Origin of the sequence: Streptomyces sp. G7(2002), assembly GCF_028870195.1 — a bacterium.
GTDB classification, from domain to species: Bacteria; Actinomycetota; Actinomycetes; order Streptomycetales; family Streptomycetaceae; genus Streptomyces; species Streptomyces nigrescens.
In genome coordinates this window covers 8198641-8221015 of the sequence record NZ_CP102609.1, presented here as the reverse complement: position 1 = coordinate 8221015, position 22375 = coordinate 8198641, and the positions used below count along the sequence as shown (strand labels likewise).

Annotated in this window: 19 protein-coding genes; 9 read left to right on the top strand and 10 right to left on the bottom strand. The window is 72.6% G+C overall.

Annotation, left to right across the window (positions count from 1 at the left end; all coding sequences use genetic code 11):
• Positions 1-28: 28 nt before the first annotated feature.
• The 3 genes from NUT86_RS35275 to NUT86_RS35265 are packed head-to-tail and all read right to left on the bottom strand — an operon-like array spanning position 29 to position 3377.
• Complete coding sequence (locus NUT86_RS35275) at positions 29-1183, bottom strand: acyl-CoA dehydrogenase family protein (RefSeq protein ID WP_274739413.1); 1155 nt, start codon at positions 1181-1183, stop codon at positions 29-31.
• Entirely contained in the window at positions 1180-2382 is a 1203-nt protein-coding gene (locus NUT86_RS35270) for an acyl-CoA dehydrogenase family protein (protein ID WP_266444098.1), read from the bottom strand. The genes NUT86_RS35275 and NUT86_RS35270 overlap by 4 nt, the downstream gene beginning before the upstream one ends.
• Positions 2379-3377 carry an NADPH:quinone oxidoreductase family protein gene (locus tag NUT86_RS35265; protein ID WP_274739412.1) on the bottom strand — a complete coding sequence of 333 codons (999 nt, stop codon included), beginning with the start codon at positions 3375-3377 and terminating at the stop codon, positions 2379-2381. The genes NUT86_RS35270 and NUT86_RS35265 overlap by 4 nt, the downstream gene beginning before the upstream one ends.
• A gap of 207 nt (positions 3378-3584) precedes the next feature.
• On the opposite strand from NUT86_RS35265, the gene NUT86_RS35260 reads away from it, so the two are divergent.
• Positions 3585-4481 carry a helix-turn-helix transcriptional regulator gene (locus tag NUT86_RS35260; protein WP_274739411.1) on the top strand — a complete coding sequence of 299 codons (897 nt, stop codon included), beginning with the start codon at positions 3585-3587 and terminating at the stop codon, positions 4479-4481.
• Here the strand turns inward: NUT86_RS35260 and NUT86_RS35255 are convergent.
• The 3 genes from NUT86_RS35255 to NUT86_RS35245 all read right to left on the bottom strand — a co-directional run bounded on the left by NUT86_RS35255 (position 4425) and on the right by NUT86_RS35245 (position 6787).
• Positions 4425-5495 carry a glycosyl hydrolase family 18 protein gene (locus NUT86_RS35255; protein WP_274739410.1) on the bottom strand — a complete coding sequence of 357 codons (1071 nt, stop codon included), beginning with the start codon at positions 5493-5495 and terminating at the stop codon, positions 4425-4427. The two genes, NUT86_RS35260 and NUT86_RS35255, sit on opposite strands and share 57 nt — an antisense overlap.
• Positions 5496-5633: 138 nt before the next feature.
• Positions 5634-6116: a phosphatase domain-containing protein gene (locus NUT86_RS35250; RefSeq protein ID WP_018088501.1), complete on the bottom strand. Its 483-nt coding sequence runs from the start codon at positions 6114-6116 to the stop codon at positions 5634-5636.
• Positions 6113-6787 (bottom strand): winged helix-turn-helix transcriptional regulator, encoded by a 675-nt coding sequence (locus NUT86_RS35245; protein WP_018088500.1) that lies wholly within the window; start codon positions 6785-6787, stop codon positions 6113-6115. The genes NUT86_RS35250 and NUT86_RS35245 overlap by 4 nt, the downstream gene beginning before the upstream one ends.
• 114 nt (positions 6788-6901) lie before the next feature.
• On the opposite strand from NUT86_RS35245, the gene NUT86_RS35240 reads away from it, so the two are divergent.
• The 7 genes from NUT86_RS35240 (at position 6902) to NUT86_RS35210 (ending at position 15285) form a co-directional block, all read left to right on the top strand.
• Positions 6902-8113 carry a pyridoxal phosphate-dependent aminotransferase gene (locus tag NUT86_RS35240; protein WP_274739409.1) on the top strand — a complete coding sequence of 404 codons (1212 nt, stop codon included), beginning with the start codon at positions 6902-6904 and terminating at the stop codon, positions 8111-8113.
• A gap of 322 nt (positions 8114-8435) precedes the next feature.
• A complete protein-coding gene (egtA, locus tag NUT86_RS35235; protein WP_018088498.1) occupies positions 8436-9713 on the top strand; it encodes an ergothioneine biosynthesis glutamate--cysteine ligase EgtA in 1278 nt (425 codons plus the stop codon).
• Positions 9710-11032, top strand: coding sequence for an ergothioneine biosynthesis protein EgtB (egtB, locus tag NUT86_RS35230; RefSeq protein WP_274739408.1), 1323 nt, complete (start codon positions 9710-9712; stop codon positions 11030-11032). Before egtA ends, egtB begins: the two co-directional genes overlap by 4 nt.
• Positions 11033-11069: 37 nt before the next feature.
• The gene (gene egtC / locus NUT86_RS35225; RefSeq protein WP_159484859.1) at positions 11070-11825 is read left to right on the top strand and encodes an ergothioneine biosynthesis protein EgtC; all 756 of its coding nucleotides are present in this window, start codon (positions 11070-11072) and stop codon (positions 11823-11825) included.
• Positions 11822-12784, top strand: a complete 963-nt coding sequence (egtD, locus tag NUT86_RS35220) for an L-histidine N(alpha)-methyltransferase (RefSeq protein WP_266444074.1) — start codon at positions 11822-11824, stop codon at positions 12782-12784. The genes egtC and egtD overlap by 4 nt, the downstream gene beginning before the upstream one ends.
• 146 nt (positions 12785-12930) lie before the next feature.
• The gene (locus NUT86_RS35215) at positions 12931-13860 is read left to right on the top strand and encodes a phosphatidylinositol-specific phospholipase C (protein ID WP_274739407.1); all 930 of its coding nucleotides are present in this window, start codon (positions 12931-12933) and stop codon (positions 13858-13860) included.
• Between the two features lie 300 nt (positions 13861-14160).
• Positions 14161-15285, top strand: a complete 1125-nt coding sequence (locus NUT86_RS35210) for a trypsin-like serine peptidase (RefSeq protein WP_159484863.1) — start codon at positions 14161-14163, stop codon at positions 15283-15285.
• Here NUT86_RS35210 and NUT86_RS35205 read toward each other — a convergent pair.
• Positions 15257-16291, bottom strand: a complete 1035-nt coding sequence (locus NUT86_RS35205) for a phosphatidylinositol-specific phospholipase C domain-containing protein (protein WP_159484865.1) — start codon at positions 16289-16291, stop codon at positions 15257-15259. The two genes, NUT86_RS35210 and NUT86_RS35205, sit on opposite strands and share 29 nt — an antisense overlap.
• Positions 16292-16463: 172 nt before the next feature.
• Between NUT86_RS35205 and NUT86_RS35200 the strand changes: the two genes are divergently transcribed.
• Positions 16464-17018 (top strand): DUF2165 domain-containing protein, encoded by a 555-nt coding sequence (locus NUT86_RS35200; RefSeq protein WP_274739405.1) that lies wholly within the window; start codon positions 16464-16466, stop codon positions 17016-17018.
• A 31-nt stretch (positions 17019-17049) separates the two neighbouring features.
• On the opposite strand, the gene NUT86_RS35195 is transcribed toward NUT86_RS35200, so the two are convergent.
• The 3 genes from NUT86_RS35195 to NUT86_RS35185 all read right to left on the bottom strand — a co-directional run bounded on the left by NUT86_RS35195 (position 17050) and on the right by NUT86_RS35185 (position 22354).
• Positions 17050-17649 (bottom strand): SUKH-4 family immunity protein, encoded by a 600-nt coding sequence (locus tag NUT86_RS35195; RefSeq protein WP_266444060.1) that lies wholly within the window; start codon positions 17647-17649, stop codon positions 17050-17052.
• 79 nt (positions 17650-17728) lie between these two features.
• Positions 17729-18904: an FAD-dependent monooxygenase gene (locus tag NUT86_RS35190; protein ID WP_093645645.1), complete on the bottom strand. Its 1176-nt coding sequence runs from the start codon at positions 18902-18904 to the stop codon at positions 17729-17731.
• A 270-nt stretch (positions 18905-19174) separates the two neighbouring features.
• On the bottom strand, positions 19175-22354 hold the full coding sequence (locus tag NUT86_RS35185) for a cytochrome P450 (protein WP_274739403.1): 3180 nt from the start codon (positions 22352-22354) through the stop codon (positions 19175-19177).
• Positions 22355-22375 lie beyond the last annotated feature (21 nt).

Sequence of the window (22375 nt, the reverse complement as noted above, 5' to 3'; positions counted from 1 at the left end):
GAGCCCGGCATGATCGGGAAGACACCCCCTACGGCGCGGCGATCCCCACCAGCCCCGCCAGGGCGTCCCGGTGCCGCCCCGGCGACCCGAGGGCGAGCTCATCGCTCTTGGCCCGCTTGAGGAAGAGATGGGCCGGGTGTTCCCAGGTCATGCCGATGCCGCCGTGCAGCTGGACGCATTCCTGGGCGGCACGTACCGCCACCGGCGCGCAGTACGCCTGGGCGACGGCCACCGCCACCGGGGCGTCGGGGCTGCCGGTGGCGAGTGCGTCGGCGGCGTTGCGGGCGGCGGCGCGGGCCGAGGCCACCTCCAGCCAGAGGGCGGCCATCCGGTGCTTGAGCGCCTGGAACGAGCCGACGGGGCGGCCGAACTGGGTGCGCTCGGCGGTGTGCCGCACGGTTTCGGCCAGACACCATTCGGCGACGCCCAGTTGTTCCGAGGCGAGCAGTCCGGCACCGGTGAGCAGGGCCCGGTCGAGGGTGGCGCGGGCGCGGTCCCCGGTGGCCAGGAGCCGTCCCGGGGCGCCGTCGAAGGTGAGGTGGCCCAGGGGGCGGGTGAGGTCGAGCGGGGTGACGGTGTCGGTGCGTACCCCCTCCGCCGAGGCCTCCACCGCATACAGGGCCGGACCGTCGGGGCCCTGGGCCGGGACGAGCAGGAGCTCGGCGGCCGCGGCGTCGGCGACCGAGGTCACCCGGCCGGTCAGGGCGCCGTTCGCATCGGCCCGTACGGACGCCGGTTCAGGCAGCCCGCCGGGGGCGGTGGGCAGCGGGACCGCGAGCACACCGACGGTGCGGCCCTCGGCGAGCGCGGCGAGCGGCGCGGCGACCTCCGCCCGGCCGTGATCGCAGCCCAGCAGGGCGGTCACCGCGATGACCGCGCTGGTCAGAAAGGGGACGGGCGCGACGGAGCGGCCGGTCTCCTCCAGCACGACGGCGGCCTCGCGGGCACTTGCGCCCGCCCCTCCGAGCTTTTCGGGCACCAGCAGGCCCGCGGTGCCGATCTCCGTGGCGAGGGAGTGCCACAGGCCGGTGTCGTAGGCGACGTCCGACTCCAGGCCGGCGAGCACAGTGGCCGGATCGCTGCGGCCGGCGAGCAGCGACCGTACGGCGGCGCGCAGTGCGTCCTCGTCCTCGGAGTACAGGAGGTCGGGGTCGGCGCCGGGCAGGGTGGTCCCGTCGTTCATCGGGGGAGGTCCTTCCACGCGACGTCCTTGTCGGTGCGCGGCTCGGGCGGCAGCCCCAGCACACGTTCGGCGACGATGTTGAGCAGCACTTCCGAGGTGCCTCCTTCGATGGAGTTCCCCTTGGCGCGCAGGTAGCGGTAGCCGGCCTCGCGGCCGGTGAAGTCGACGCCGTCGGGGCGGCGCATCGTCCAGTCGTCGTAGGTCAGTCCGTCCTCGGCGAGGAACTCCACCTCCCAGCCGCTGATTTCCTGGGCGAGCCGGGCGAAGGCCAGCTTCATTCCGCTGCCCTCGGGGCCTGGCTGGCCCATGGTGAGCTGCTGGCGCAGCCGTTCGCCCGTCAGCCGGGCGACCTCGGCCTCCACCCACAGCTTCAGCAGCCGCTGGTGCAGATCGTGGGTGCGCAGTTCGGGGCGGGCGCGCCAGTCGGCGGCGGCGATGCCGATCATGCCGCCCTCGCGGGGGGCGCGGGCGCCGCCGATGGCGACCCGCTCGTTCATCAGCGTGGTCTGGGCGACCTTCCAGCCCTCGCCGACCGCACCGAGGCGATGGGCGTCGGGGATCCGGACGCCGGTGAGGAAGACCTCGTTGAACTCGGCCTCGCCCGTGATCTGCCGCAGCGGACGCACCTCGACACCGGGGTCGGTCATATCGCACACGAAGTAGCTGATGCCGCGGTGTTTGGGCACGTCGGGGTCGGTGCGGGCGATGAGGATCGCCCAGCGGGCCAGATGTGCGCTGGACGTCCAGACCTTCTGGCCGTCGACGATCCAGTCTCCCCCGGCCCCGGCCTCCGCCCCGCCCTCGCGTACCGCGCGGGTCGCCAGCGCCGCCAGGTCGGAGCCGGCACCGGGCTCGCTGAACAGCTGGCACCACACCTCCTCGCCGGTCCACAGGGGACGCAGGAAGCGCTGCTTCTGCTCGTCGGTGCCGAAGCGCAGGATGGTGGGCGCGGCCATGCCGAGGCCGATGCCGATCCGGCCGGGGTCGTTGTCGGGGGCGCCGGTGCCCTCCAGTTCCGCGTCCACGACCGCTTGCAGGGAGCGCGGCGCGTCCAGCCCGCCGAGGCCCTCGGGGAAGTGGACCCAGGCGAGCCCGGCGTCGAAGCGGGCCCGCAGGAACTCCAGCCGGTCGGTGGTGGCGGGAGGATGTGCGGCGAGCAGCTCGGCGGTGCGCCGGCGCAGGTCGTCGGCGTCCGTCATCGGGCCTCCTCCGCTGTGGGGACCACCACGAGCCGGCCGACGGAGGTGCCGTCGGCGACCCGCTGGACGGCATCGGCGGCCTCTGCCAGCGGAACCCGTCCGCCGATCAGCGGCTTGATGACGCCCTGGGCGGCGAGCTTGGTGAGCTCCTCGTGGCAGGCGTCGACGGCGGCCGGGTCCTTGGTGTTGTACAGGCCCCAGTGGAGGCCGAGGATCGCGTAGTTCTTCACCAGCGCGTGGTTGAGGGCCGGGGTGGGGATGGCTCCGCCGGCGAAACCGACGACGACGATCCGGCCCTCGAAGGCGATGCACTTGACGGACTTGGCGTACGCCTCACCGCCCACCGGGTCGTAGACCACATCCGCGCCGCGGCCGCCGGTGGCTTCCTTCACGGAGGCGACGAGGTCGTCGGTGCGCCGGTCGAGGACGACATCACAGCCCAGTTCGCGGGCGACCCGGGCCTTGTCCGCACCGCCCACCACGCCGATGACCGTCGCACCCGCGGCCTTGCCGAGCTGTACGGCGGCACTGCCGACACCACCCGCCGCGGCGTGCACGAGCAGCGTCTCGCCGGCCTGGAGCCGGGCCCGGCGGTGCAGTCCGAACCAGCCGGTCTGGTAGCCGATGTGCAGGGCCGCGGCCTCGGCGTCGTCCAGGGCCTCGGGGGCCGGGCGTACCGTCGCCGCTTCGACGACCACGCGTGCGGCGAAGCCGCCGTCCGGCAGCGGCGGCTGCGCCAGCACCCGTGCCCCGGTCTCACCGGCCGCGCCCTCCCCCACGGCGAGCACCTCGCCGCAGATCTCGACGCCCGGGGTGAACGGCAGCGGCGGCCGCACCTGGTACTGGCCGCGGCACAGCAGCGCGTCCGGGAAGTTGATGTTGGCGGCCCGCACCCGCAGCAGCAGCTGACCCGGCCCCGGCTGCGGGTCCGGCACCTCCTCCAGCCGCATCACTGCACGCGGCTCACCGTTCGCGTGTACGCGCCATGCCTTCACCTGGTGCCTCCACAGAATTGGATACGCGGGTGGGGCGGAGGGCGCACCGGCCCTTCGCCAGCGACATACTAAGCGGTCGGTATCCCCGAGGGAACAGTCTCCGCCACACCACCGCGCGCACCCCGGGCCTCGTCAGGGAAACGGCCACCGGACCCTGCTCCTGACAGGGTCAGGCTCCCGTCCGCCCGATGGCGGAGACTGGCCCGCATGGACACCCCCGCCATGGACTTCCCCGCCGAGCTGGGAAACTTTCTGCGCACCCGCCGCGCCCGGCTGCAGCCGGAGGACGTCGGGCTGGTCCGCTACGGGACCCGCCGGCGCGTCCCCGGACTGCGCCGCGAGGAGCTGGCCCAGCTGGCCGGCGTCAGCGTCGCGTACTACACGCGCCTCGAACAGGGGCAGAGCCACCAGGCCTCGGAAGGGGTGCTGGACGCACTGGCCCGCGCGCTACGACTGACCGCAGACGAGCGGGCACATCTGCGCGCGCTGGCCCGCCCCGGCGCCGCACCCCGCCGCCCCGCGGTGCGCCATGACAAGGTCCGCCCCGGCGTACGGCAGTTGCTCGCCGCCGTGGCGGACGTACCGGCCCTCGCGCTCGGACCGCGCTACGAGATCCTGGCGTGGAACCGCCTGGGGCACGCTCTGACCGCCGGGCACCTCGACTTCGACAGCCCCGGCCGCCCCCAGGACCGGCCCAACGCCCAGCGGCTGCTCTTTCTCGACCCGCACACCCGCGAGCTGTACCCGGACCGCGACGAGGAGACCCGGCGGGCCGTCTCCGCCCTGCGGGTGACCGCGGGGCAGCGCCCCGATGACCAGCAACTCGCCGAGCTGATCGGCGAGTTGTCGATGAAGAGCAGCGAGTTCAGCAGGCTGTGGGCACGTCATGTCGTCCACAACTGCACCTTCGGGACGAAGCGGTTCCACCATCCGCTGGTGGGCGACCTGGAGCTGGACTTCGAGATGATGCAGACCCCGGACGGCTCCGGGCAGGGCGTGCTGATGTACACCGCGGCGCAGGACTCACCGTCCGAGGCGGCGCTGCGGCTACTCGCCGCGGAGCGCGGACCAGTAGTCCGGGTCCTCGAACCCGAGCGCCCATAGGCCGGTGCCCCGCACCCCGTACTTCCTCAGCAGCGGCAGCTGCTCACGGACCCCGCGCCCGTCCTGGTACCAGACCTCGTGCTCCTCACCGTCCTTGCGATAGGTGAAGTGCGGGGTGCCGGACTCCTCGTCGAAGAGGTACTCCGCGTCCTCCCGCTCGCGCAGCGCCTCGGCCTCCTTCCAGGTCACATGGGCCGCATGGCCGGTGATCCCGCTGATCCAGTCCCAGCCGTAGCCCGGGAAGGCCACCTCGATCTTGTGCCGGGGGACGCTGTCGGTGGCGTAGCGCAGAAACTCGTCGTACCAGTCCTTGGCGGAGAGCGGGCCCGCCTCGCCGCCCGACCAGTGCAGGTCGTAGCCCATGATGCGGAACCGGTCGACGACTCCGCCGAGCCGCTCGTAATCGAAGGCCTGACCGCTGCCGCGCACCCGGGCAAGCACCGTGACCACGCACTGCTTGTCACGGTCGTGCAGCCGCGCGCACAGCTCCTTGACGAGCGTGTTGTATCCGGTCCGCACCCGGTCGCGGGTCTCCCGGTCACCGGTGAGGGCCATCGCCTCGTAGTCCAGGTCGATCCCGTCGTAGGACCGGCTCTCGACCAGATCCAGCAGGGTGTCGACATGGTCCCGCCGCCGCTGCGGGTCATGCATCAGCTCGGCCATCTTCTCGGCGCCGAGGGTCTCGGTCACGGTGGGCACGACATCGATACCGGCGTCGTGCAGTCCGTCGATGATGTCGTGCCGTCCGGCGCCCTGGTGCCCCTTGACGGTGGTGTCGTCGGAGGTCTCGTACCAGAAGGGGCTGACGGTGTGGAGCTGGGAGGCGTGCCGCAGCGCGTCGCGGTAGGCGGCGTCGACATTGCCCCAGTAGGGCAGCCAGGCCGAGCCGGTACGTCCGCCGCTCCTCGGGTCCTTCGTCGCCGCGGCCGCCGGCGCCCAGGGCCCGGTGAGCAGGGCCACGGCCAGCAGGAGCGCAAGTCCGGTGCGCGCCCGGGTTCCTGATGCATGATCCATTTCCCGAGCGCTACCCGGTTCCGTTGCTGACGTACCGTCAGTTCGGCCGAACGGGCGCGATCAGGGCGGGCGGGGCCGGCCGGTCCACACCCCGGGCCCGTTGCAAGCCGGGCCGGTGGACCGACGGCCCCCGGGCGGCTACGTCCGTCCGGCCCGCTGCTGGGCGTCCCGCAGGGTGTCGGACGGGGTGGCCCATCGGGCACGTACGACCCGGAAGCCGGCCTCCTCGCAGGCGTCGCAGACGAGTTCGTCGTCGTCCACGACATGGCGGATCTCCCGGTTGCGGGCGATCCGGCGCAGGATCTCCAGCTTGGTGTGCCGCGCCGGGCGCCGGTCGCTGTTGGGGCGCATCCACAACCGGCCCTTGGGCAGGCCGTGTCGAGCGAGCCAGGCCAGAGTGTCCCGTCGGCAGCGCTCCGGCCGGCCCGTCAGATAGACGACCTCGCAGTCCTCGGTGCTGCGCAGTGCCAGGGCCACCCCCTCGGCGAGGGGAGGATCCTCGGTGGCCGCCGCGAAGAAGGCCTTCCAGTCACGTGGGGTGCGCTGCAGCAGATGCTGCCGGTGGGTGGAGTCAGCGAGCGTGCCGTCCAGGTCGAAGACCGCCAGGGGGCGCGTCGTCATGCCGTTGTCGTCCTCTTCCGTCGCTGCCGTTCGCCGGATCCCTCGGGCAACGTGACCGCGATCCGGCCGGATTCGATTCCCTGTGCGAGGGAGAGGCGATCGTACGCGATATCGGCACAGGTCGCGGTGTCCATCCGCAAACGGATATCGGGGCGCTCAGCCGGGCCGTCCGCGTACCCGGCCCCGCCGTCCGGGGCGCAGGATTCCGGCCCGCCGCTCCCGAGGACGACATGGAACTCGCCCTCGTCGAGGGCGATGTCGATCACGTCGGTACCGTCCGTGAAGTGCCCGGCCAGCCTCGCCATGAGAGGCACCGCGAACCAGTGGGCCCGTATCGCGTCCGTCGGGCGCCGCTCATCGAGGGCGGGGGCGCCCCAGTCGGCGAGGGCGGTGAGCGCGGGCAGCAGCGCGCGCCCGCGGGAGGTGAGCTCATAGACGAAGGCGGCTCCGGGCGGGGCGAGCCGGCGGCGGGTGACCAGGCCTTCCCGTTCCATGTCCTTGAGCCGGGAGGCGAGCATGTCGGTGCTGACGCCCGGCAGATCGGCGTGCAGATCGGTGTAGCGCCGGGGGCCGCCCAGCAGTTCCCGGACGATCAGGAGCGTCCAGCGGTCGCCGACGGCGTCCAGGGCTCGGGCGACGGCGCAGTACTGGTCATAGCTTCGGCGCGGCATGACACCAGCATAGACAGAGGTTGGACTTTCCAAGTCCCAACTTGGTAAAACCAAGTACGGTGTTAACGAGTGCTGCCGCGCCGCGCGGTGAGCGAGGGACCGGGAGGCCACCGCATGCAGTTCAAGCAGTCCAGCAAGATGGCCGACGTCTGCTACGAGATCCGCGGGCCGGTGATCGAGCACGCGGACGCGCTGGAGGAGGCGGGCCACAGCGTGCTGCGGCTGAACACCGGCAATCCGGCGCTGTTCGGCTTCGAGTGCCCCGACGAGATCCTCCAGGACGTGATGCGCAATCTGTCCCGCGCACACGGCTACACGGAGTCCCGGGGCATCCTCCCGGCCCGCCGCGCGGTGGCCCAGCACTACCAGCAAAGCGGGATGCACGACGTCGGTGTCGATGACATCTACCTCGGCAACGGCGTCTCCGAACTCGTCTCGATGGCCGTGCAGGCCCTCCTCGACGACGGCGACGAGGTCCTCATCCCGGCCCCCGACTTCCCGCTCTGGACGGCGGTCACCTCCCTCGCGGGCGGCAAGCCCGTGCACTATCTCTGCGACGAGTCCGCCGACTGGCTGCCGGATCTGGCCGACCTCGCCTCGAAGATCACCGACCGGACCCGGGCGATGGTCATCATCAACCCCAACAACCCGACCGGCGCGGTCTATCCGCGCGAGCTGCTCGACGGCATGCTCGATCTCGCCCGGCGCCACGGGCTGATGGTCTTCGCCGACGAGATCTACGACCGGATCCTGTACGACGACGCGGTCCACCACCACGCCGCGGTACTCGCTCCCGACCTGGTCTGCCTGACGTTCAGCGGACTGTCGAAGTCCTCCCGCGTGGCCGGATTCCGCTCCGGCTGGCTGGTGGTCTCCGGCCCCAAGCAGCACGCCGCCGACTATCTGGAGGGCCTGGGCACCCTCGCCTCCATGCGGCTGTGCCCGAACGCACCCGCGCAGTACGCCATCCAGGCGGCGCTCGGCGGCCGGCAGAGCATCCAGGACCTGGTGCTGCCGGGCGGCCGGCTGCACGAGCAGCGCGACCGGGCCTGGGAACGGCTGAACGAGATCCCGGGCGTCTCCTGCGTCAAGCCCAAGGGCGCGCTCTACGCCTTCCCCCGCCTCGACCCCGCCGTACACAAGATCCACGACGATGAGAAGTTCGTCCTCGATCTGCTGCTGCGGGAGAAGATCCAGGTCGTCCAGGGCACCGGCTTCAACTGGCCGCGCCCGGACCACTTCCGCATCCTCACCCTCCCGCGCGCCGATGACCTGGACGCGGCGATCAGCCGGATCGGACGCTTCCTGGCGGGCTACCGGCAGTGACACCGGGCGCCGACGCGCCGGGCCGCCGAGGCGGCAAACCGCGCCCCGCGCCGCACTCACTCGAACGGCCGTACCCCTCCCCCGGCCCCGTCCGCCGCTCGCCGGTACGGTCCCGGGGCCGGGCGGCGGGCAGGAAGCCCGTCCTGGCGCCGAGGAGGCGCCGCGGCACCGTCCGGGGGTCTCCGGGCCCGGCCGTCCCCCTCGCCCGGTGGGAGCCCGTCCCGCCGTCCGCTGCACGAAACGCGCCCTTGAGCGCATCGCCCGCAGCAGATTAGGTGGAGGGCGGCAATCCTGCCGCCACCCCACAAGGGAGAGGGATTCCATGCCCGTACGGCCTGCAGTAACGGAAGCGGAGCTGGAAGCTCACCTGCGCGGAATATGCTTCAAGACGGGCCCGCCGCGCCGTATCGGCGTCGAGATCGAGTGGCTGGTCCATGATGCGCGCAACCCCCGATGTCCGGTCGAACCTGACCGGCTGCGCAGCGCGGCCACCGCTCTGCGCGCGCTGCCCCTCACCTCCCTACTGACCTTCGAACCCGGCGGCCAGCTGGAGCTCAGCTCGCTGCCCGCCACCTCCCTCACCGACTGCATCGAAGCGGTCACCGCCGACCTCGCGCTGGTCCGGCCCGCCATGCTGGCCATGGGCCTGGGCCTGGCCGGCCACGGCCACAATCCGTGGCATCCCCCGCGGCGGGTGCTGACCGACCCCCGCTACAACGCCATGGAGGCGTACTTCGACCGCTGGGGCTCCGCCGGGCGGTCCATGATGTGCGCCACCGCGTCCGTGCAGGTGTGTGTGGACGCCGGATACGAGGAACCCGGGCCGCTCGGGTACGGCAGACGCTGGCTGCTGGCCCATCTGCTGGGCGCGGTGCTGGCCGCGGCGTTCGCCAACTCACCCACCAGTGAGGGCTGCCCCACCGGCTACCGCACCACCCGCCAGGTCATCTGGTCGCAGCTCGATCCGGACCGTACGCTCGCCCCTCCCCCGGGGCCGGATCCGCGCACCGCCTGGGTGCGCTACGTCCTGGACGCACCGGTCATGTGCGTCCGCTCCGAGGACGGACGCTGGGACGCCCCGGAGGGACTCACCTTCCGCGAGTGGATCCGTACCGGCGTCCCCAGACCGCCCACCCAGGAGGATCTGGACTACCACGTCACCACGCTCTTCCCGCCCGTACGGCCGCGCGGCCATCTGGAGCTGCGCATGATCGACGCACAGTCGGGCGACTCCGGGTGGATCGTGCCACTGGCCGTCACGACCGCGCTGTTCGACGACCCGGAGGCGACGGAGCGGGCGTACCGCATCGTCAAACCCCTGGCGGAGACGGCCGGTGCCCGCCCCGCGCCGCGCAACCCGCTGTGGCGGCACGCGGCCCGCGGCGCGCTGACCGACCCGGAGCTGCACACCGCCGCGGTGGCCTGTTTCGCCGCCGCGCAGGAGGCCCTGCCGCGCCTGGGGGCCTCCCCCGAGGTGCGCGCGGCGGTCGCGGAGTTCACCGAACGCTATGTGGCACGCGGCCGCTGCCCCGCGGACGACCATCTCGACGCCCTGTACGCCGCGGAGGGCGATCTCATCGTTGGGAAGGACAGCCAGTGACCATCGATCCCGAGCTCCTCCGTGAGCGCGCGGCCTCGGCGCTGCTCGCCGCCCGCGACCGCACCCGCCTGCTGACCACCTGCGTCGAGCATCCCGACCTCGTCGCCCAGCACTCCCCCCTGATGTCCCCGCTGGTCTGGGACCTGGCACACATAGGCAACCAGGAAGAGCAGTGGCTGCTGCGCACCGTCGGCGGCCGGGACGCGCTGCGTCCGGACATCGACTCCGTCTACGACGCCTTCGAGCACCCCCGGTCCGAGCGCCCCGCACTGCCCCTGCTGGCACCCGACGAGGCGCACGGCTATGTCGCCGAGGTCCGCGGCCGGGTGCTGGACATCCTGGAGAGCACCCCGCTGCACGGCGGTCCGCTGCTCGACTCCGGTTTCGCCTTCGGCATGATCGCGCAGCATGAGCAGCAGCACGACGAGACCATGCTCATCACGCACCAGCTGCGCACCGGCCCGGCCGTGCTCACCGCGCCCGAGCCGCCGCCCGCCTCCGACGACATCCTGCCGGCCGAAGTGCTGGTCCCCGGCGGCCCGTTCACCATGGGCACCTCCGCCGAGCCCTGGGCGCTGGACAACGAACGGCCCGCCCACCGCCGGCTGGTGCCCGCCTTCCTGATCGACACCACACCGGTCAGCAACGGCGCCTACCAGCGGTTCATCGAGGCCGGGGGGTACGAGGAGCCACGCTGGTGGGCTCCGGCCGGCTGGGCGCAGGTGCAGGAGCACAAGCTGCGGGCACCGCTCTTCTGGAAGCGCGACGGCGGCCAGTGGCTGCGACGGAGGTTCGGGGTGACCGAGCCGGTGCCGCCGGACGAGCCGGTGCTGCATGTCAGCTGGTACGAGGCGGACGCCTACGCCCGCTGGGCCGGCCGGCGGCTGCCGACCGAGGCCGAGTGGGAGAAGGCCGCCCGCCACGACCCGGCGACCGGGCGGTCCAGGCGCTACCCCTGGGGCGACGAGGACCCCACACCGGCGCATGCCAACCTCGGCCAGCGGCATCTGCGGCCCGCCCCCATCGGCAGCTACCCGGACGGACAGTCGCCGCTCGGCATCCGGCAGTTGCTGGGCGATGTGTGGGAGTGGACGGCGAGCGACTTCCTGCCGTATCCGGGCTTTGCCGCCTTCCCCTACCGGGAGTACTCGGAGGTGTTCTTCGGCGACGAGTACAAGGTCCTGCGCGGCGGTTCGTTCGCGGTCGGCCCGGTCGCCTGCCGGGGCACCTTCCGCAACTGGGACCTGCCCGTCAGGCGGCAGATCTTCTCCGGGTTCCGTACCGCCCGGGACGCCGGCCCGACGGCGGCGGACGCATGAGGCCCGCGACCCCGGCGCCGCGGGAGGACGTTGTCTGATGTGCCGTCATCTTGCTTATCTGGGACCGGAGATACCCTTCGGCCAGGTTCTGCTCGCCCCGCCCCACAGCCTCCACCGGCAGTCATGGGCGCCCCGCCGTCAGCGGCACGGCACGGTCAACGCGGACGGGTTCGGCGTCGGCTGGTACGCGCCCGGCGACCCGGTGCCCGCGCGCTACCGGCGGGCCGGGCCGATCTGGGGCGACGAGCTGCTGCCCGACCTGGCGCGGGTGGTGCGCACCGGCGCGCTGCTCGCCGCCGTACGGGACGCCACCGTGGCCGGTGCGGACGCCGAGGCCGCTGCCGCGCCGTACGCCACCGGCCGCTATCTGTTCAGCCACAACGGCGCGGTGGCCGGCTGGCCGGACGCGCTCGCCCCGCTCGCCGCGGAGCTGCCCCCGGAGGAGCTGCTGCGGCTGCCGGCCCGCTGCGACGCGGCGTTCCTGTGGGCACTGGTCCTGCACCGGCTCGCGCGCGGCGACGAGCTCGGCGACGCGCTGGCCGGCACCGTCACGGCGGTCGCCGCGGCCGCGCCCGGCTCCCGGCTCAATCTGCTGCTCACCGACGGCACCACCATCGCCGCCACCACCTGGGGCGACACGCTGTGCCATCTGGCCCTTCCCGAGGGCGGCACGGTGGTCGCCTCCGAACCGTACGACGATTCCCCCCACTGGACCGAGGTCCCCGACCGCACCCTGCTGCGCGCCACCCGGACCGAGGTCCACCTCACCCCGCTCAAGGAGCCCGCCACGTGAGCCGCCTCAGCATCACCCGCACCCTCCCTGCCGACGCCACCGCGGCCGCGCTGCGCGCCGATGTCACCGAGGGCCTGTCCCGTACCCCCAAACAACTGCCGCCCAAATGGTTCTACGACGCCCGCGGCAGCGAGCTGTTCGAGGACATCACCAAGTTGCCCGACTACTACCCGACCCGGGCCGAGCGGGAGATCCTGCTCACCCGCGCCGACCACATCGCCGCGGCCACCCAGGCCCGCACCCTGATCGAGCTGGGGTCCGGCTCGTCCGACAAGACCCGCCATCTCATCGGCGCGCTGACCGGACTGCACACCTACCTGCCGATCGACGTCAGCGAATCCGCGCTGGCCGCGGCGGGCGAGGCGCTGCTCAGCGAGCACCCCGGCCTGACCGTGCACGCACTGGTCGCCGACTTCCAGCAGGGCATGGAGCTCCCCGCGACACCCGGCCCGCGGCTGCTCGCCTTCCTCGGCGGCACCATCGGCAATCTGCTCCCCGAGGAGCGCTCCGCGTTCCTGCACTCCGTGCACGACATGCTGTCCCCGGGCGACGCCCTGCTGCTCGGCACCGACCTGGTCAAGGACGAGGCCACGCTCGTCGCCGCCTACGACGATCCGCAGGGGGTGACGGCGGCGTTCAACAAGAACGTCCTGGAGGTCATCAACCGTGAGCTGGGCGGGGACTTCGACCCGGCGGACTTCGACCATGTCGCCCTGTGGAACACCGCACAGGAGTGGATCGAGATGCGGCTGCGGGCCCGTAAGGATCTGACCGTCAAGATCCCCGGGGTGGACCTGGCGGTGACCTTCGCCGCGGGCGAGGAGGTGCGCACCGAGGTCTCGGCGAAGTTCCGCCACGAAGGCGTGCGTGCCGAACTCGCCGCGGCCGGACTGGAGTTGAAGAACTGGTGGACCGACAGCGCGGACCGCTTCGCGCTGTCGCTGTCCTTCCGGGTCTGATATCCGCCGCTTCCCGGCCGGTGTGACCCCCGGGTCCGCCGGCCGGGTGCCGCGTCCGCGCGCGATGTGGTTCGATGCCCCGACCGCATGTTCGCACCGGACGGCCGGTGCGCACGTACGCAGACGCGACGGGCAGGGGAAGCGGCATGGGACCGGTGCTGGATCGACGGGGATTCCTCAGGGGCGCGGCCGGACTGTCGGCCGCCGGGGTGCTGGCGGGCGCCGGCAGCGGGCAGTTCACGGCCGCCGCCGCACAACGCCGGGCGTCCGCGGTGTCCGTGGCGGACTGGATGGCGGCGCTCGGCGACGGCACCCCGGTCCAGCGGCTGACGATCCCCGGCACCCATGACTCCGGCGCCCGGCTGGGCGGCCCCTGGGTGGCCTGCCAGAACACCTCCATCGACGCCCAACTGACCTCCGGAATACGCTTCCTGGACGTCCGCTGCCGGGCCATCGACAACGTTTTCGCCATCCATCACGGCGCCTTCTACCAGGAGCTGATGTTCGGCGATGTGCTCAACGCCTGCCGGGCGTTCCTCAAAGCACACCCCTCCGAGACGGTGCTGATGCGGGTCAAGCAGGAGTACTCGGAGGTCTCCGCCGAGGAGTTCCGCCGGATCTTCGGCATCTATCTGGACGACAAGGGCTACCGGTCGCTCTTCCGGCTGGACGCCGGACTCCCGACGCTCGGCCAGGCCCGCGGCAAGGTCGTCCTGCTGGCGGACTCCGACGGCCTGGGCAGCGTCCGCTACGCCGATCCGCAGCTGTTCGACATCCAGGACGACTACATGGCGGAGCCGTTCGGGAAGTACCCGAAGATCGAGGCCCAGTTCCGCAAGGCCGTCACCCAGCCCGGCAAGCTGTTCGTCAACTACGTCAGCACCGCCGCCCTGCTCCCGCCCCGCTCCAACGCGGACCGCCTCAACCCGCAGGTCAAGAAGCTGCTCACGGGCTCGGAAGGCAGCGGCTGGACGGGCCTGGGCATCGTGCCGATGGACTTCCCGAACGAGGCCGGCCTGGCCGAGACGCTGATCGGGCACAACCTCGCGGGACGGCGCCTGCGGCGGGCGGCATGAGGCCGGCCGGCAGGTCCGGCAACAGCGCACGGGTCACCCGACCGGCCTAGCGGAAAGCGGCCGGGCGGCCCCGTCACCTCGTCCGGTGCTCCCGGCCCGCCGGGGCCCCGGATCGCGGGTCGAACGGGGGTGCTCCGGTGCGGCTTTCTCCCTGCTTTTCGCCGCCCGTGCGGAATGAGGCGCCCGGGTGACCGAACCACAGCGGCCACCCCTGCATCAGACTGGGTGAAATGTCTGGATCCGGTGTCGCCCCTGCATCCGACGGGGTGTCGCCGGCTGATGCGGCGAGGCGGCGGCTGAGTGGAGACGAGCGAACGCGGGACCGTGCCGGCGGACAACGCCGGCCGGGCGGCCGGGGACGCCGGGGCACCGGCGCCCGAGGTCTGCCCGGGTCCCGGCGGGCCGGCGTGCACCGGCCGCGGCCGGGAGGGCGTTCCGCTGCGGGTGACCCTCGCGCTCGGAGTACTGACCGTGGTCATGGGCGGCACGGTCCTGGCACTGGGATCCCCGTCGCGCGATCCGTTCCTGGCCCCGGGGGACACCGCCACCGGCTCCTATACGGCGACCCGGGCCGACGGCGACCAAGCCGCCGCCGCGGTGCTCGCCGGTCCCTACACGGAGCGGCCGGGCCCGCCGGTGGCGGCGCGGCACAGCGGTGTCATGGCCGCCCCGCCGACGGCGTCCCGGCCCCTGCTGGCGGTCCCGGCGGCCCCCTCCCCGGCGATCGGCGCGCTCTTCTCCCCCGCCGCCGACGGCACCCCGGCCCACCACTGCACGGCCAGCGTGGTGCAGTCCCCGGCGGGCGACCTCATCGTCACCGCGGCGCACTGTGTGCACGACGGCGGCTTCCGGACCCGGCTGGTGTTCGCGCCCGGAATGCACGACGGGATCGCGCCGTACGGCCTGTGGGTGCCGACCCGGATCCATGTCGACCCGCGCTGGATCCGCGACCGGGACCCCGACCACGATGTGGCGTTCCTGCGGATGCGCAGAGCGGGACGGGCCGGCGGCCGGATAGCGGACCTCACCGGCGCCGAACGGATCCGCTTCGACGCGCCGGCCGGGCGCCCCGCGCAGCTGACCGGATACCCCGAGGACCAGGACACCCCGGTCAGCTGCCGGCACACGGCGGACGCCCAGGGCCCGGCCCAACTCCGCTTCACCTGCCGGGGGTTCCCCAACGGGACCAGCGGCGGGCCGATGCTCACCGACGTCAACCCGGCCACCGGGACCGGTGCGCTGATCGGTGTGATCGGCGGTCTCAACGAGGGCGGCGACAACCTCGTCTCGTACAGCAGCCGGTTCGGCGAGGACGTGGCCGCGCTCTACCGGCGGGCGACCGCGGAGCCGGGCCCGTGGCCCCCGCAGCCCCGCGCCCGGGCCGACGCGTCCGGCGTCAGGCCCCCCGCGCCACCACGGTCTTGAGGACGGACGGCAGCGGATACCAGTCGGCGGTGGCGAAGCTCGCGTGCGCGGCGGCCAGTTGCCTGACCCGGGCCAGGGCCTCCGCCTCGGTCGGGCGGGTGCCGTCGATGACCGGCGGCACGTTGTGGGCGTCGGTCATGATGAGCAGGTAGTGCCGGGTGTCGTACCAGGCGGTGTCGATACTGCCGTTCAGATAGGTCGCGGCGTCACCGTCGAAGACCACGAACCAGGGGCGCAGCGCGGGGTCCGTGTAGCGCTCGCGGGGGTCACCGGGAGCGGCGCCGTGCACCGCGGGGAAGGCCGTCGACCGGCCCAGTTGCCCCCGTGCCGCGAGGTCCTTGAGGTGCCCGGCGTACTCCACGTCCGTCCACAGCTTGTCGAAGGGGTTCTTCTCCTCGACGGTGCCGGGTATCAGCTCGATCAGGAACTTGCCGGCCAGATCGGCACGCGAGGGCCAGCCGCCCGCCCGCACCGCCTCGTCGGGGGTGGCGTGTCCGGCGGTGAGATCGCCGGGGCCGTAGACGGCGTCGCCCAGCTTCTCGCGCACCAGCGCGTCGAACTCGGCGGGGCCGCGGCCGCCCTTGGCGTTGAAACCGTCCTTCATCTCGATCTTGAACAGGATCGGACGGTGGCCGGGGTGGGCGTCGTGCCAGGCCTTCACATCGGCGAGGCACCCGGCGAAGTCCTGGTTGCGGTCCTTGGTGCGCAGCTCTGAGGCGTTCGCGGCGCCCTCGCAGTTGCTGTTGTTGCCCAGCGGGTTGCTGTGCGAGACCCGGAAGGACCGGCCCAGGCCGTTGGTCCAGAGGTCGAGTTCGAGCAGTGCGGCGCCGGAGTCCAGGGCATCCGCGAAGTAGGGGTACTTCTCCTTCTCATAGGCGTTGTGGACGCCCACGGACGTGCTGGTGCCGTATGTCGTGCCGGCCGGCTCGGCGCCCGCCGGACCGGTCACCGCGATCACTGCCGCCGCCGCGACGGCGACCGTTCCCACACACCGCTTTCCGTTCATGTGCCCCGCTTCCCCTAGGTTTCCGGCGTCCGGGCACTCGCCCGAACGGCCGATCGACCGGTGGTCACCCGGCCGATCGGGGAGCAGCGTACGGGAGTTGCGCACCGCGGGACCCACGGGGTGGAGGCGGATAAGCAAAGATCGGACAACACAACCAACTCGGGGAGGACCCATGTCCGACAAAAGCTCCACCCGCCGGATTCCGCACACCGGGCTGTCGCTCGCGGCGGCCACGCTCACGGGCATCGTCGCGCTCTACATCGCCCTCGTCGCCTTCGGCAACATCACCGACTTCGGCACCAACCAGCAGTTCGTCCGGCATGTCCTGGCCATGGACACCACCTTCAAGGACCCGGACCTGATGGGTCGGGCCATCACCTCCCGAACCCTGCAGGACGCCGCGTATCTGGGCATCATCGCCTGGGAAACGCTCACCGCGCTGACCCTGATCGTGGCCACCGCGCTGTGGGCCCTGGGCATACGACGCCGGAACGGTCTCGCCAGGGCCCGGCTGGTCAGCACCGCCGGCCTGCTGATGCTCCTCCTTCTCTTCGGTGCGGGCTTCCTCGCCATCGGGGGCGAGTGGTTCGCCATGTGGCAGTCGGAGGCCTGGAACGGGCTGGAAGCGGCCACCCGCAATGTCACCCTCGCCGGGATCGCCCTGCTGGTCGTCCACCTCCCGGGCGTGGCCGGGCCGTCCGGAGAGAGCCTTCGGACCGAGGAATGAGGCGAGGAATGAGACGAGGAATGAGGCGTGCTCACTCCGCCCTGAACCAGAACGCCGTTCTCCAGAAGGGCGATTCCTCCACCGCCGGATCATGACCGCACATCCGCTCACGCAGCGCCGCCACGGCGGCGCGGGCCACCTCCCGGTCGTCCGCGCCCAGCTCGGCGCTGCGCTCGGCTATCAGTCCGAGCAGGGCGGCCAGACCGGGCAGCGACGAGGCCGCGGCGCCCTGATAACCGGCGCCGTGGTCCCAGCCGTTGGGGTCGTAGTGGTCGATGCCGCCGACTTCACCGTCGAGCATCAGCATCTGGTCGCCACAACTGCCGAACGAGAAGCAGAAGTTGACCGGGTCCGAGTCATCGTCCGGGTAGCGCTCCCCGTACAGCTCGTCGGCGTCGAAGGGGTGCAGCGCATCGCCGTCGTCCGCCAGCAGATGCGTCGCGTCGAACCCGATGGCGTCGATCCGGACCGCGGGAAATCCGACGGTGGTCAGGAACTCCCGCGACTGCCGGTGGGTCAGCTCCTCGGGCAACTCGGCCTCGGCGGGCCGCCAGAGCGAGCCCGCCCCGAACCGCTCCTCCAGCCAGGCCGCGTCCGGTGCCAGTGGGATGTCCTCGGCAGTCGTGGTCATGGCGCCCTTCCCCGCACACCGATCGGCACTCCGCCGATCTCCTGCACCCAGCAGACCACAGGGGTCTGACAACGGGCCCTCACCACTCGATCCGGTAGCCCGTCAGCCAGTTGTCCGCCCCCGCGCCGCCCCGCTCGGCGGCCTCCGGGCGGGACGGGCGGCCGGGGGTGCCCGAGGCGGTGAGCTTGGCCATCCCTGCGCTGGCCGCGACGACCTGCTCCACCCGCTCCCGGCGCAGCTGCTCGTAGGCGGCGAAGGCGCTGTGCGGATCGGGCCGGTCGCGCAGGCACTTGGCGAGGACGATGCCGTCTTCGATGGCCATGGACGCGCCCTGGGCGGCGTTGGGCGCGGCCGCGTGCGCGGCGTCGCCGAGGACGACCATGGTGTCGGTGTGCCAGACCGGAGTGGTAGCGAGGTCGTAGGCGCTGGAGGCGATCACGCGGTCGCCGGTGGCGCGGACGAGGGCGGCGGCCGGGGTCTCGTCACCGTCGAAGAGCCCGGCGACCCGCTCCCGCCAGGCGGCCGGGGTGACGGCCGGCGGATCGGCCCGGTCAAGTTCCGTACCGGGGACGTTGGCGAACCACCAGACCTCGCCGTCGGGGGCGCGGGTGCAGCCGAAGAAGGCCTGCTTGCCGAAGATCATGGTGTAGGTGTCCGGGGCGAGCGGCACCTCGGCGGCGTCGGGGACATAGCCGCAGACCGTGTTCTGGCCGGTGTAGCGCGGTTGCGGGGCGGCCGGGTCGATCAGGGCGCGGGTGACGGAGTGCAGACCGTCGGCGCCGATCAGCAAGTCGCCCTCGGCGTGGCTGCCGTCGGCGAAGCGCGCGACGACCCTCCGGCCGCCGGCGCCGTCCACGGACTCGGCAGCGACCAGCCGCTTCCCGTGCCGTACCGCGATCCCGCGGCGCGTCGCCTCGCGGTGCAGCACCTGGTAGAGGGTGGCCCGCCGTAGTGTGCGCGGGCCGAGGCCGTCGCCCCCTTCGGTCCCCGCGATGGGGCGCTCCCCCAGTCGTGTGCCGTCGTTGCCGATGAACTCCACCCGCTGTGCCGGGAAGGAGCTGTCGACGACGGGGCCGTGCGCGTCGATCACCCGGAGCGCTTCGAGGCCGTTGGCGAAGACGATGAGAAAGGCGCCGACATCGTCCGCGCCGGTCGGATAGGCCTCGAAGATCTCGGCGTCGATACCCGCCTTCTGCAGGGCCATCGCGGTCACCGCTCCCGCGATACCGCCTCCGATGATCAGGGCTTTGGTCATGCCGTTTTCCCCCCAGTCGGGTCGCCGGCCCGGTCACGGCCGACGAACGGTGCGACCCCGGTGACCGCACCACCCCCACCTTGGCCCTGACGGCCCGGAAGATCCACCCCACCTCCCCCCACCCCCGCCCCCTCCTCCTTCCGGGGAGAGAGGCGATGAAGCTGCATCCGGGGAAACGCCGCGCGGCAGACAGGCGATGCGCCACCCCCGACGGACGACGCATCCCCCACCCGGCAGAGGAATCGCCACCGCGCAGGCGCGGAACGGCCCTCAGCCCGCCGCGTACACATCCTCGATGTAGCGGCCGGAAGCGGTCAGTTCGCGCAGCCAGGCCTCGGATTCCTGCGGCGAGGCGCCGGTGCGGGCAGCGTGCAGCTCGCGGAAGGCGGCCCGTACACCGGGCGCCATCCGGCTGCCGTCCCCGCAGACGTACACCCGCGCGCCGGCCTGCAGCAGTTCCCACACCTCGGCAGCCTCGGCGGCGATCCGGTGCTGGACGAAGCGGTGGCCGTTCTCGGGGCGTTCGCTGAAGACGGGGCGTACGGAGATGACGCCGGCGGCTTCGGCGGCGGCGAACTCCGCGGCGTGCAGGAAGTCGGCGGTGGGGTCGTCACAGCCGAAGTAGAGCCGGGCGGGGGACTGCCGGCCCGCGGCGACGCGGTCGGCGACGGCGCCGCGGAAGGGCGCGAGGCCGGTACCCGCCGCGACCAGGATGACGGGGGTGTCATCGGCCGCATCCAGGCGGAAGGCCTCGCGGCAGGGCTGGACGCGAGCCAGCACGGTGTCGCCGGGCCGCACACCGTGCAGGTAGGACGAGCCGGTGCCGCCGGGCAGCAGCGAGACCATCAGATCGGCGTGCCGGGCGTCGGTGGCGGGTGAGGACGACAGGGAGTAGTGCCGGGTGCGCAGCGGCGGCAGCAGCTCCAGCAGCACCGGCCAGGGCAGGGCCCCGCTCAGCGCCGGGTGCGCCTCGATCAGCTCGATCAGGGTGCGCGGGTCGTCCTCGGCGAGGTTCTCCAGTGCGTGGCGCTCGGGCGGGCAGGGGTTGTGGGCGGCGAGCACGGCGACCTGTTCCGGCGTGGGCCGCATGCCCAGTTCAAGGTGGTGGGTGAGGAGTTGGCGCACCGTCAGGGGCCGGTCGACGGGCAGGGTGTCGCGCCCGGCGCGGCGGCCGGAGTGCAGCGCGAGGACGGTGTCCGGGTCGGCGCCCAGGGCGCGGGCAGCCCGCTCGACGGTGTCCGGGGCGTTGGCCGGCAGCACCGCGAGGTGGTCGGCCGTGCGGTAGTCGACGCCGTCGGGCAGGGCGATCCGCAGGAAGCGCTTGGGCCGCGGCCAGCCCTCCGCGGTGAGGTCGTGGGCCTCGGTGACGGTCATCGGGACGAGGTCGTGGCGGGCGGCGAGCGCGTCCAGCGGGCCGCCGGTGATCTCGGTGACGGTGTAGCCGGTGTCCTCCGCCGCCGGTTGGCCGGCGCCGATGGTCGCCGGGTCGCCGTACCGCGTCAGCAGCTCGGTGCGCAGCGCCGCGGTGAACTCCTTGACGGTGCCGCTGAGGTCACCGGAGGCGTCGGCCTCGGCGCGCGGCAGCAGCCGGTGGGCGCCGAGTGCGTCGAGCCGGTCGTCGATGAGGGTCGGTATGTGCTGGTAGGTGGCGGCCCAGTTGCGGTCGCCGACGCCGAGGACGGCGAACGGCAGGTCCGCGGCGGCGCCGTCCTGCGCGGTGTTCAGCCATTCGACGAAGGCGGCCGCGTCGTCGGTGGGCTGGCCGTTGTAGGAGGCGGCGACGATGACGACCGGCCGGTCGGCGGGCAGCGTTCCGGCGTAGGCGTCCAGCGGCGCCACATCGGCGGTGAAGCCGAGTCCGGTGGTCTCGTCGGCGAGGCGCTCGGCGAACTCGCGGCAGGTGCCGTAGTTGCTGCCGTGCAACAGCAGCAGACCGGTGCCCTGCGGGACGCGGGTCGGCAGGCCCTCGTCGGTGGCCGCGTCGTCCCCGGTGTTCTCGGCGCTGCCGGGGAGCACGGCCAGCGCGGCGCGGACCGCGGCCCGGTCGGCGGGCGTCCGGGCGGCGAGGGTGAAGGTGAACCCGTCGGGCTTGAGGGTCAGCGTCTCCTTGATGTCCAACTGGTAGTCGCGGTGGTCGATCAGGCGGTAGCGGTGCGCGAGGAGGGCGAGCAGCATGGTTGCCTCGTGGAGCGCGAACTGCCGCCCGATGCAGGCGCGTTCACCGGTCCCGAAGGGCTTGTACGCATGCGGGGAGCGGGCCGCCTCGGCCTCGGGGCTGAAGCGGGAGGGGTCGAACAGTTCGGGGTTGTCGCCCCAGGCGGGGTCGCGGTGCAGCATCGGGGTGAGCACCGTGACCAGCTCCCCCGCCTTCACCGGGTAGCGCCCGCCGAGCAGGGTGTCCTCATGGGCCTGCCGGGTGAAGGCGGCGGCGGTGGGCCACAGTCGCAGCGCCTCGTTGAGGACCTGGCGGGTGAACGGCAGGTGCCCGATGTCCTCGAACGAGGGGTCGGGGTCGGCCTGGTCGCCCCACAGCTCGTCGGCCTCGCGCTGGACCATGCGCAGCGCGAGCGGGTCCTTGAGCAGGTGGTAGAGGGCGAAGGAGAGCGCGCCCGAGGTGGTCTCGTGACCGGCGATCAGGAAGGTGATGACCTGGTTGCGGATGTTGGCGAGGTCGAGGGTGGGCCCCTCGCCGCCCTCCTGCCCCCGGGCGCCGAGCATCAGGCCCAGCAGGTCGTCGTCGCCGCTCTCGCCGCTCGCCGTGCGGGCGGCGATGACCTCGTCGACGACGGACGCGAGGTAGTCGGCGTCGGCCTGGAAGGCGGCGTCCGCCGCGGAGTGGTCGCCGTCGGGGTCACGGGAGAACTTCTTCATGCTCCATTCGAGGCAGCGCACCATGGCCTCGACGAACGGGTGCGGGGTGTCACCGCGGGAGAACGACTCGAAGTCGAAGCCGAAGCCGGCCAGTCCGATGGTGTCCAGCGTCATCCGGGTCATGTCCTCGGCGACCTGGACGGGCGTGCCGTCGGCCACCCGCCGGTCCCAGGCGGCCATGACCCGGCGGGCGACCTTGAGCATCGCCGGGTGGTAGGTGCGCATCGAGCCGAGCGCGAAGGCCGGCATCAGGACCTCATGTGCCTTGGCCCAGTTCGGCTCGTCGTTGTAGGCGGTGAACAGACCGTCACCGGCGAACTCTCTGACGTTTTCCAGGACGACCGACACGCCCTTGCTGAAGCGGGATTCGTCGGCGACCTCGGTGACCAGGTCGAGCGAGGAGAGGAACAGCGTCTCGCGGTCGCCGAACTTGCGCTTGAAGACCGGGCCGTGGATCCGGGCGAGGTCCATGGACTGCTGGATGGGCGTGTGGGTGAGCCCGGCCTTCGTGAGGTCGGCCACCGGGATGCCGTCATCGGCGGCGCGTTCGTCGCTGTGGAGCGCGATGGTGTCGGTCATGTCTCCAGCGTGAGGGCCCCC